This is a genomic window from Mucilaginibacter pineti (genome assembly GCF_900101875.1).
GTDB lineage: Bacteria > Bacteroidota > Bacteroidia > Sphingobacteriales > Sphingobacteriaceae > Mucilaginibacter > Mucilaginibacter pineti.
Genome location: NZ_FNAI01000030.1, coordinates 17,004 through 27,812, shown reverse-complemented (window position 1 = coordinate 27,812; position 10,809 = coordinate 17,004). Strand labels below are relative to the sequence as shown.

Sequence of the window (10,809 nt, the reverse complement as noted above, 5' to 3'; positions counted from 1 at the left end):
ATAATGAAACACTCCAAAGCCTGATTGCCCAATTCCTGCTTGGTAGCGGTTACCGGGTCACGAGTTACCCGGCATTGACCAGCATCGAAGAATTAAAAGTGACTTCACCTGATCGAGTTCCTGCAGCTGATCGGCTTGCTTTTGCACCTGGGCCGTTCGCTCAATGACGGTCTTCTCTAACTTTCCGCCTTGTCGGTGACCAGTTCCAGTTTCTCGTTTGAAGATCTTCTACTTCGGCCAGCTTAAGTGACAAATCCTGGTTGGTACGCGCAAAATCCAGCGCGAGATAAATGGAAAAAAGTAATGGAAAAGCAAGTATCCCGATACTCATGACCAGATCGCACTGGGCATGGTCTGTCCAAAGATGAAAAACATTTGCCCCGACAAAAAAGTAAAATATTACAATGATGGCCATACCCAAACCTATCAGCCAAATATGAGGCTTGCCACGGCGGATCGCGCTGATTAACGCCCACAACCCGTCTGCATTGATCAGAAGAAACAAGATGTTAAATCCATCGTTCGGGTTAGTGTCAAAAAATATCACTTTTTTCACCAGGTACCCGACTGTAAAAATTAGGGCCGTAATGGCTTTCCAGCGGGGGATCGGCGTATCTCCGACAGCGTAGAGCAAATGCCATGCAGAAATAGTGCCGATCACGCCGCAGATCCAAAAGATATGCTGCCACCACCACTGCATTAGCGGGTTACCGGTAACATTATCGCCGCTGACAGCGAGATTTGTCCCGAAGAACAATACAGAAAAGATCACATAATACAGATTGAGTTTTTGCCTAGGATAAAAAAGGAATAAAAATAAATGAAGCAGCGCAAGCGCTAACTGAGCGCCCGAACAGATCCTCATGTCCTTGATCAGCTCATCATTTCGCCGGGTGAACTGATAAAGCCGTTGGTAATCGCCGATCCAGGTTTGGAACCCTACAAAATCAGGAAAAATATGGTGGATTTCATTACAAGTATCTTTTGCCACAACGATGCCATATTTGATCTTCGGACAATTAATTATTCTCGAATAGCATATTTTCATTATAAAACTGCAAGATGGCTTACGATTATACGATAGAACTAATTGAAACCGCACTAACTTATCCCGGCTGTATTGCAGCAGCTCATGAAAGAATGGAAGAGTGATGGGCTGGAACTTAAGGAATTGATGCCTAGTCAAGCCTTAAAAAGTCAATAAAGGAGGATTGATATTGTAATTTGGTTGTTGAAATAATGTTTGGACAAGGTGAATGAAGCGTAAAAAAAGTGCTAAAAGATTATCTTTCCAGATATTCATCATTCTTTTGAAGTTCATTGCAGCAGCAGCCAGCATCACATTGATGTTATCGCCTTTAATTCCTTTGTAAAAGTTGCGGCTTAGGCGGTGATCTGCTTTCAGATGACCGATTTTAGGCTCGATGGCGGCTCTTTGGGTGAAGCCTTCCTTTAATTTGGTTTTTCGATAGCTCGTTAGTTTATTGCCGAAGGTTTTTGGGTATGGATAGCGGTTCCCAGCACCTCTTTCCTTCCCCGGGTAGCCCCGGTCAACTAAGGCTTCTTTGAGTTTATGCCCGGTAAGTCTTTGCTGTTGCTCCAGGGCGGCATCCAGCGTATGCCCGTGTAATCATTCCCGGCGATATTCAGCGCCCCGATAATCACGCCACTGTTTTGGGTAACGGTGATCGATACCTTACTGCCGAACTCATACTTTTTATGCTCTTTCCCTTTGCTGATGCAAGCTACCTCCGGTCATGAAGGCTATAAACCTTGTTTTTGTCCTGCCGTTTTTGACGGAGTACCCGCTCGAACAGCTCCAGATCGGTTTTGTAGCTTTCTGCCGGTAACTTCCTTTGAAGTTCCCCTCCCAGTCTGCCGGCTATCGTTTTACTTTCTTATCGGCTTTACGTGCATTTGCCCCGTTTTTAGGGTGATTCCTGAAGCGCTGGTCAATCCCCAGCTTCTTCAAAGTGCGGGGGTAACGCTGGCGAAGTTCCAGCTCTTCTTTGTCAGCTATCCCAATACACTTTTTGATGATCTTCCGGTGCAATTTGCTATCGGTAGGATAGGTAATATTCTTCTCCTGAACGGTCGTATCTATGCTTGCCTTATCTTCTTTGCCGCCTTTGCCATTGATGCGGATACTCTCCTTCAGGATCAGTTCCACGCCTTCGGCACCAATCCGGTTACGGAAATGCACCAATTCGGATGCTTCACAGGGGGCTTTTGCTGTAAATACATGCTCGCCACTAAAGTATTGATAATAACCATTTTCAGCCCACCGCTCCACTACGCTTTCATCACTCAGGTTACGGATGTGCTTCAGCATCAGAAGTGCTACCATCAGGCGTATCGGCTTGGGCGGGCGGCCAAAGTCTTCCCGGTAGTGTTTCCTGAACGACTCTTCAAATAACTGCCAGTTGATCGCATCTGCTAAAACGTACAGCGGATGTTATACTTTTTAAGGGTTAACTACCTATGGTCCACGGTTGGTATGATTCGGATATAACGCACAGCTTACAGCAGGAGCTGACCCAACTGGTGAAATGCTATTCCTGAATATATTATATTTCTTAAGGGGTAAAAACATCAATCACTTTATCCATACCATATCTAATGTGCAGTAGTTATGCTAACCACGTAACGTAAAAACTTTTTTTTCATATTAGAGTGCTTAGCGGGCACCGTTGTAGGTTTCAGCATCTATCATTACTACCCGGTCATCGGTGCCTAGTGCCTTTTCTCCCTTGTTCTTGTATTGGCACCTGAAAGAAAGGATGCGCTCACAATAGCAACTAATCGTATCAAGGCTAACCTTATGGGGCTTTAGCTGGTTTAACGTTGTGTTACTTTCACCCGGTTACGTTACCGATGATCTGCGCAGGGATAGCTGTATCCATGCTGGTTTGTGAATGGCTGAATTAAGTTAGGTAATCAAATCTGCCATTGTTGCCTTATTGATTATTACGATGCATGAACCGGAACTTCTTTCTGGGATATCGCTATTGAAAGAGCCGGTGGCGTCATGTTGGGTTGCCTGATAGGCGTGGCGATCACTTACGCATCTCATATCGCCAGAACACATTCATCGCTTATTCTTCAAAAGTCAAGCGGTAAACAAGATCATTTCCGTGAAAAAGAATTGTAGCAACTACCGGCTTGGCGACTTTGAGATCACTTAACTTCCATTTTGCTCTGGAATAATTATAGTGGCAGTTGCATGTTGAAAGCTTATAGCTATTATCGCTGCAATCAAAATCAGGAATTCCCAAAGACCATAGTTGCCTATGATTCATCTGAAAGTATTGTTAATTAATGTTAAAAGCAGCAGAATAGGAGGCTATATGCCAAACAGCTCCTAACTTTACTATAAACTTATTTAACGCAAATAATCATCATGAGAAAATCGCTTTTAGTTATTGCAGTTTTCATTACCAGTTATGGTATGGCAAAGGCACAAACATTTTCAACGCCAATAAACTTGCGCAATTCAACGCTTAATAGTAAAAGTAATACACCATTGTTTCATATATCCTGTAGCCATGTCACGGCAATAAAGTCACATAATAATTTATTCGCTATTGATGATCTTGCAGCTAAATCTATCAAACCAGAATGGGCATCTTCCTTTAGAATCGAAACCCAAAGATTATCGTCGCAAATCATCCAATATACCAAAACTATTATTCATGATGACACAGCACATCCTGAGCTTATGGATTGCTGAAAAACAGCTTGAAGCGTATTTAATTATCTTATTAAGTCTGGTAATTAACAATAAGTTGTTGTTTATGTTAAGGTATAATAACAGTCCGGCTAAACGACTACAACTGCTATCCAGTACCCAGACGGATCAGAATTTCTATAATGCTAAAAAGGCCCGGTGATAAATCCGGGCCTGTAATAAACTTGCCTAAGGGTAATTAACGAACCTATATACCGAACCCGTAGGCAATACGCAAACCCACGAACCCGTAATTGTTGTTCTGCCCGGAGAAATTCTCATAACGGGCGCCGATATCAACGCTTTTAAATGAGTAGCCCAGGCCCGGAGCAAGGATCAGCTTAGTATCTTTGCTGCCGTCGGGGTTCGCATAGATGTCTTTGGTTTCGAATCCGGCACCCACTTCACCACTTAGGTAAAAACCATCAGCGATATACCCTTTGATACCTGCTTTTACCGGGACGATACCAACGGATGGATATTTATAGTTACCCGTTACCGTACCGTTAGGATTGGCATAGGCGTAACTCGCATTTTTACCGAAAGCGTTATAATAACCGGAAGTAAGCATTAAAGCTACATTCTGATTGACGCCATATTGGATCCGGGCGGTACCGCCAATACCGGCATTGGAAATATTATGCAAATCACCCGTGGGTGCAAAACCTTCGACACCGATGCCAAAGCGCCATTTGTTAGCGGGTGTTACAGACTGGGCGCGGGCTACGCTTACCAGACTTACAGCAGCTATACCAGCTACGGTCAATAGTTTTGTTATTTTTTTCATGAGCTTATTGTTAATGGTTAAACATTTATTTGTTAAGGCCAGTATTACAATTATGTGGCCAATCCCGTCCGGAATTAGCAACTGCGATAATTTCTGACATTTAACTGAATATGTATTCAATTAAATGTCAGCGAGCTGAGCTTATTAAAAGTCTGCAAAAGGTTGGCAGGTCTTATTGTCTGGAATTGCTGACAAATTGTACCTTTATGTCAGCAAATAAACGATCATCACTTGAGACCAAAGGACAATATTACGCTGGAAAAGATCAATCAGGCGACCTTAAAGCTGACCGAACAGAAAGACCATTATCCTAAATGGATTCTCTGGGTGATGATCCTGTTTTCATTTCCGGCGGTTATTTTAAACATTGGGGCTGATATTGCCGGCATGGGGGCGGCAGCGACCTGATCATTCCGGCAGTTCCGGCTTTCGTTTTTAGCATCATCTTCACCGGTTTAATTTTGTTGGCCATCATTTTTTATCTTATCAGAAACTGGCCGGCATACTGAAATGGTTTTGTATTACGCTGCTGGTCTACCTGATCGTTCCGTTCTTTACTAAAGTGGACTGGCTGCAAGTACTGAAATCGACCTTTATTCCGCATATCCAGTTCAATAAGGATTATATCGGCGCTTTGGTTGCCATCCTGGGTACGACCATTTCGCCTTATCTTTTTTTCTGGCAGCCGACCATGGAGGCCGAAGATGTTATGAAGACGGGAACGATGATCATGGTCAACAAGCGTATGCTGAACACCATGCGCAAGGACGTGGATGTACGTATGCTGTTTTCCAACCTGGTGATGTTCTTTATCATCCTGACCTGCGGCAGCGTGCTTTATCCGCACGGTGTCCGCAAGATCGACACGGTGCAACAAGCAGCGACGGCTTTAAAGTCTATTGCGGGCAACCTCGCTTATGCACTATTTGCCATCGGTATTATCGGCACAGGTTTCCTGGCGATCCCGGTATTAAGCGGCTCCCTTTCTTATGGCAGCAGAAAGCTTTAACAGGAAATCCGGCCTGGATCAGAAATTCTACCAGGCGAAACCCTTTTACGGGGTGATCATTGTTTCACTGGTCGTTGGTCTGTTACTCAATTTTGTGGGCATCACGCCTTTCCAGGGAGTGATTTATTCAGCAATACTCTACGGCATGACCGCACCGGTAATTATCATATCGGGTAAAATACCAGCCGGATCGCCTGTGGTTACACTGGCTCGGTCAGCCAGGCAGGCATTAGTTAGGCCATGTAACGGGAGTGCATCAGCAATCCGTCTTAAATAGATACTAATGCAGATAATAGAAGAAACTGAAGAACTGGTCAAACGAAAAAGCGCCTTAAGCGACTATGTACAGGACCTGGAAGCTATACAGCAGGATTTCAACGAACAGGCCAAACTGGCCGCTACCGTAACCGGGATGCAAACCTGCCTGATCAACCTGGTCGATATTGATCTGCAATGGACGATCGGCAGTTTCGGTTCACGATTACCACAACTGACCAGCGAAGAATCCGTCTGCCAGTATACGATACTGCGCGATGTCCCATTTGAAGTAAATGATCTTTCCAATGATCAGCGCTTCGCTTGTATGAAGCGCGTAAGGGCATCAGGACTAAAGTACTATTACGGCATTCCGCTCCGCTCGGCAAATGGTTCCAAAATAGGTGCAATATGTGTCCTTGACCGGCAGCAAACAGGATTATCGGTAGCGAACAAGGAAGTGCTGCAAATGATAGCCGAACAGGTCGCCAGGCGGTTGGAAGATATCAGAAAGATGAACCTGCTTCGGAAACAGCTTTCCGCATCCGAACGGCTGAAATGGATGCTGGCACATGACATCCGCGGACCGTTGCAAGGCATCAGTGGTTTGGGTCAACTGGCGCTGGAGGAGCTTGAGGATAACCGAGATGACGAAATACCGGATTATCTCCGTCATGTTACACAAGGCAGCGATGCTTTGCTTGACCTCACCAATGAGATTCTTTCGGAGAACGACAATGCTGTAGCTCTAAGTGAGATCGGAGATCTCCGGAACCGGGTGATGCGCTTGTTTATGCCCGCTCTGTTGAACAAAAGGCTTGCATTTACCTTCAAAATAGCGCCGGAAGCGGACCGGGTGCCGTTACCTGCTCCCGGATTGCTTCAGGCGATCAGCAACCTCATTGCCAACGCCATAAAGTTTACGCCGGAAGGCGGTCAGATCGCTGTGCAAATAACCATAAAGACAATTGACGAAATTGAACATTTATATTTCACCATTACGGATACCGGTGTAGGTATGGACGAGATGACCCGTCAGCATATTTTATCGGGCGACAGCACATCCACGAGGGGCACCGCCGGGGAAAACGGCAGCGGACTGGGACTGATCATGGTGCGGAAATTGATGGAGACTTGCCATGGCCGGCTGAGCATTCATTCCGTTCCCGGCTTGGGTACCACCTTTAAAATGTCACTGCTTATTGGCGCCGGGCCAACATTTTATGATTAATGTACTGATTGTAGTTGCAATTAAGGAGTTCTTCTGGTCTTCAGATTCCCGACTCCTTTAATGAAAATTTGGTGTCCCTTTGAATAATAATTTGAGTCTATCAATCATTTTTGACATCGTCAAAAATGAAAGGCGGCCGAAAGTCCTTATTGAATACCGCGTACCTCTACCTACTTTTTTTGCGGCTCCAGGAGATTTAATGAACCATCCAATTCGCCTGCTGACCTCAAATTCCCGGCTGGCTGCCTTCCCGAGGAATCGTCGCTTCATTTAGGAAGGAGCCGCTAATTTCTTCCCACTTTAAAAACTTGTCAAAAAACTTTGGTTTCAGCATGTGATCTTTCGCATCCACTCGTCGAATTCCGGCAGGTTTGCACTCCGGATATACCACCTAATTATCATCGGCATCGCCTTTTTCATTTTGGTTACAAACATCCTTGATTTGGTTATTCCGGAAAGATAATGATTGCTGAGTTTGCATTGTTCTTTACCAATCTAATTTTATGGAAAATACAATTGAAACTTCAACGGGCGGCCAGTCGGTCGCCTTAGTCATCGGCGCTAACCAGGGCGTAGGATTTCAGATCGCCAAAGCACTTACGGCCAATGGTTATAAGGTATATGTCGAATCCCGTAACCTGGATAACGGTGAAAATGCTGCTGCCGAAATTGGAACTAATGCCCAGGCCATTCATCTGGATGTTACCGAGCAATCGACCATCAAAGCAGCACTGGAACGGATCGGAAAGGAATCCGGGCATCTTAACCTGCTGGTGAACAATGCGGCCATATCCCATGCGGGAAAGCCTGGCCGGACATTGGAAGAAATGATGGAAGACGGCCGCGCCACCACCGCCGCTCTGGAAGAGGTGCGTGCAGTATGGGAAACCAACGTATTCGGCGTGATCAGTGTTACCCAGATCATGCTGCCATTGCTACGCAAATCAAGCGCAGGGCGCATTGTCAATGTATCCAGCGGACTTGGATCGCTGACTTGGGTCTCCGATCCGGCTTGCTGGGCAAGAGCACACTTTAACGTTGTGTAGGCTGCATCCAAGCCAGCCCTGAATGCGGTTACCGTCGCCTTTGCTATCGAACTGGAAAAAGAAAATATTAAGGTCAACGCAGTAAGCCAGGGTTTTACCGCTACCGCGCTGAACAATTTCCAGGGTACCGATTCTGTTGAGGTGGGTTCGCGCGAACCGATACGCGTTGCCTTAGAAACTGACGGGCCGACCGCAGGCTTTACGGGTCCGGACGGGCACTTGCCATGGTGATTAAAAAAAATAACGATCTGAAAGACACGCGGATATAAATTATTAACCGGTGGCAGAACCGGCCACCGGTTAAACTTATTACTTTTAAGTATGAAAAACGAACGCCTTAAGCCCGTCAAGCTGGCTTCAATAGCAGAACTTCACCGCAAGCTGGGTTTGCCTGGCCCCTAAATCCCCTGGTCAGTCTGTTAAGGTGACGGACGGCCAGGTAGACATGAGACGGCTTCGGGGCGGGTACATCACCGGTTTTTATAAGATCTCTTTAATTACAAAGCTGGGCGGAAAATTCAGGTATGGCCAAGGCTTCTATGACTTCGATGAGGGTAGCATCTTGTTCACTGCACCCAACCAGGTAGTAGGCGGTTCGGACAACTATGATGGCAATAAAGGCTATTCGCTGATCATTCATCCGGACTTCCTGCAAGGCTATCCCCTGGCCCGGAAGATCAAGAATAATGGTTTCTTCTCTTACGCCATCAACGAAACTTTGCACCTTTCCGAACAGGAGAAATTGACCCTTTTGGGTATTTATAATTTCATCCGGAAGAACTAAACAACCGTATCGATGAGTTCAGCCGGGAGGTGGTCATTGCCCAGGTCGAACTGCTGCTGAGCTATGCCAGGCGGTTTTACAAACGCCAGTTCCTGACACGGAATGTTGTGACGAATAATTTGCTTCAGCAATTAGAAGAACTGTTCACTGCTTATTTTGAGCGGGAAAAACGAGCCAGTGAGGGGATGCTCACAGTCCGATACCTGGCCGACCAGCTTCACTATACACCAAATTATTTAAGCGACATGTTGCGTTCGCTCACCGGGCTGAATGCACAACAACATATCCACCAAAAGGTGATCGAAAGATCAAAGAAATTACTGTTCAGCACTCACCTGACCATTGGTGAAGTGGCCTATAAATTAGGCTTTGAACATCCCCAATCTTTCAGCAGGTTATTCAAGATCAAAACCAAAGTCACACCGGTTGAGTTCCGGCAGGCCTTTAATTAATTGTCCCTAAGCGCTGGTTCTCCCTGGCGGATATAAGCCATTTGCTAAGATCGAGTTTGGCCTGATCTTGTGTGCAGTTTATTTTGCACTGGTATCGCAGGCGATCTTAGGCGCGCCGATGATGGCGCACTGTCATCCACCACCGGCGATGGGTTTACCGGTAGTATCGTCGGTAGAAACGATACGCAAAGCGAGCATCGCTGTTTTTGTTCCAGCGGATTTGTTCAGGTTCAGGCCGTTAATGAACCAGTTGCCATATGGTGCGTGGTGCGCGCGCCGCAATCGTATGGTGACCAAGGCAAGCCTAACCGGATATTAGCCTTTTTCATCGCTATAGCCCACGATCGTACGGATCTTCGCGTCCAACTCGCTGGCCGCCCTGCCCAGCATTTCGACGTCTTCTTTGTTGAACATATAATCATGAGCTCCCATAATATTTGCAAGCCCCAGAATCGAGGCAACCGGCCGCCTGAGTTCGTGAGACTGAATATAAGCGATGCTCTTGAGCGATTCATTCTGAGCCAGGATATGCTGCTCATGTAATTTCCGCTCGGTAATATCCGTGGCATTAAACGAAACGCTGATGATGTTGCCGTCCGTATCATAACCCGGGTCAACGGTGATATGCCACCAGATATGCTTGCCATTATAATTCGCTTGCCGTTCATAGTCAATTGAATTCCCGGCCAGGGCCTGCTGACAATCGGCTACAAAGCCGTCCCGTTTCATATCGGTCGGCAAGTCGGCGGCCCGGATACCTTCATAGAGCCGGATGCCAAAGTTTGCAGCGACAAAATCAGCAATGACTTTATTAAAGGCGATCACTTCCAGTTCCTTACCCAACAATAAATGATAAGCCCCCGTACTTTCAAAATAGGATCTCAGCTTCATGTCTGCATCTTTAACCAGGTCAAATTGCTTTTTTAATAGACCAAGGCTGAAATCAAATTCCAGGACCTGGATGATCCGTTTGGCGAGCATCTTCAGTAATTGCTGCTGGGTACTATCGATCCCTTGCGGGGTGTGGTCCAGTACGCACAGGCTGCCTACCCTATGGCCGTCATGCGTGATTAGTGCCACGCCGGCATAAAAACGGAAATGAGGCGGGTTTGGCGGGGAAGTCATCGCTGTGCAGCGCACATCCTGCAGCGCATCCGGTATAGTAAGGACTTCCTCATCGCGATCAGAAAGGAACTGGCAGAAAGATTCCTTTTCGGAGATAGATTCCGCCTCGATCCCTTTTTTAAATTTGAAAAGATATCTATGCGCATCTTTCATGCAGATGATCGCCGTAGAAGTATGACAGACCAGCGCGGCAAGATCCACGATCTCCTGCAGTTCCTTTTCTTTATCGATATAACGGGATAAAAACCGGTTGACAGCCTGTAAGTATGCTAGTTCTCTTAATGGCATGACGATATTTGTAATGTACCAGATGTCCGACGGTTAAATATAGTCAAAACGTATAACTTCAACAATTAAAAGCTTGTTTTCGCTGATATCCGGCGGCCCGGATCA

At 46.1% G+C, this 10,809-nt stretch carries 13 protein-coding genes and 1 pseudogene; 9 read left to right on the top strand and 5 right to left on the bottom strand.

What is annotated here, in order from left to right:
- Positions 1-160: 160 nt before the first annotated feature.
- From BLS59_RS30605 to BLS59_RS30600, 3 genes are all read right to left on the bottom strand, one after another.
- Positions 161-991, bottom strand: a complete 831-nt coding sequence (locus BLS59_RS30605; RefSeq protein WP_162842823.1) for a 7TM diverse intracellular signaling domain-containing protein — start codon at positions 989-991, stop codon at positions 161-163.
- A 198-nt stretch (positions 992-1,189) separates the two neighbouring features.
- Positions 1,190-1,603 carry a transposase gene (locus tag BLS59_RS32780; protein WP_394330861.1) on the bottom strand — a complete coding sequence of 138 codons (414 nt, stop codon included), beginning with the start codon at positions 1,601-1,603 and terminating at the stop codon, positions 1,190-1,192.
- Between the two features lie 279 nt (positions 1,604-1,882).
- Positions 1,883-2,428, bottom strand: coding sequence for a transposase (locus BLS59_RS30600; RefSeq protein WP_262492985.1), 546 nt, complete (start codon positions 2,426-2,428; stop codon positions 1,883-1,885).
- 972 nt (positions 2,429-3,400) lie between these two features.
- On the opposite strand from BLS59_RS30600, the gene BLS59_RS31460 reads away from it, so the two are divergent.
- Positions 3,401-3,730 carry a hypothetical protein gene (locus tag BLS59_RS31460; RefSeq protein WP_143014293.1) on the top strand — a complete coding sequence of 110 codons (330 nt, stop codon included), beginning with the start codon at positions 3,401-3,403 and terminating at the stop codon, positions 3,728-3,730.
- Between the two features lie 205 nt (positions 3,731-3,935).
- On the opposite strand, the gene BLS59_RS30590 is transcribed toward BLS59_RS31460, so the two are convergent.
- Complete coding sequence (locus tag BLS59_RS30590) at positions 3,936-4,514, bottom strand: hypothetical protein (protein WP_143014292.1); 579 nt, start codon at positions 4,512-4,514, stop codon at positions 3,936-3,938.
- 231 nt (positions 4,515-4,745) lie between these two features.
- Here BLS59_RS30590 and BLS59_RS32160 point away from each other — a divergent pair, with 231 nt between their 5' ends.
- From BLS59_RS32160 to BLS59_RS30560, 8 genes and pseudogenes are all read left to right on the top strand, one after another.
- Entirely contained in the window at positions 4,746-4,922 is a 177-nt protein-coding gene (locus tag BLS59_RS32160) for a hypothetical protein (RefSeq protein WP_205411398.1), read from the top strand.
- 85 nt (positions 4,923-5,007) lie between these two features.
- Positions 5,008-5,523 (top strand): divalent metal cation transporter, encoded by a 516-nt coding sequence (locus BLS59_RS32155; protein WP_205411399.1) that lies wholly within the window; start codon positions 5,008-5,010, stop codon positions 5,521-5,523.
- On the top strand, positions 5,504-5,800 hold the full coding sequence (locus BLS59_RS32150; RefSeq protein WP_205411397.1) for a hypothetical protein: 297 nt from the start codon (positions 5,504-5,506) through the stop codon (positions 5,798-5,800). Before BLS59_RS32155 ends, BLS59_RS32150 begins: the two co-directional genes overlap by 20 nt.
- Positions 5,801-5,806: 6 nt before the next feature.
- Positions 5,807-7,009, top strand: coding sequence for a GAF domain-containing sensor histidine kinase (locus BLS59_RS30580; RefSeq protein ID WP_091157743.1), 1,203 nt, complete (start codon positions 5,807-5,809; stop codon positions 7,007-7,009).
- A 503-nt stretch (positions 7,010-7,512) separates the two neighbouring features.
- A pseudogene (locus tag BLS59_RS30570) lies at positions 7,513-8,286 on the top strand (SDR family NAD(P)-dependent oxidoreductase).
- 214 nt (positions 8,287-8,500) lie between these two features.
- A complete protein-coding gene (locus BLS59_RS32385; protein ID WP_240315398.1) occupies positions 8,501-8,839 on the top strand; it encodes a cupin domain-containing protein in 339 nt (112 codons plus the stop codon).
- Positions 8,840-8,868: 29 nt separating this feature from the next.
- Positions 8,869-9,291 carry a helix-turn-helix domain-containing protein gene (locus BLS59_RS32380; RefSeq protein WP_240315397.1) on the top strand — a complete coding sequence of 141 codons (423 nt, stop codon included), beginning with the start codon at positions 8,869-8,871 and terminating at the stop codon, positions 9,289-9,291.
- Between the two features lie 67 nt (positions 9,292-9,358).
- Positions 9,359-9,610 (top strand): hypothetical protein, encoded by a 252-nt coding sequence (locus BLS59_RS30560; RefSeq protein ID WP_091157735.1) that lies wholly within the window; start codon positions 9,359-9,361, stop codon positions 9,608-9,610.
- On the opposite strand, the gene BLS59_RS30555 is transcribed toward BLS59_RS30560, so the two are convergent.
- A complete protein-coding gene (locus tag BLS59_RS30555) occupies positions 9,607-10,704 on the bottom strand; it encodes a GAF domain-containing protein (RefSeq protein ID WP_091157732.1) in 1,098 nt (365 codons plus the stop codon). The two genes, BLS59_RS30560 and BLS59_RS30555, sit on opposite strands and share 4 nt — an antisense overlap.
- Positions 10,705-10,809: the final 105 nt, after the last annotated feature.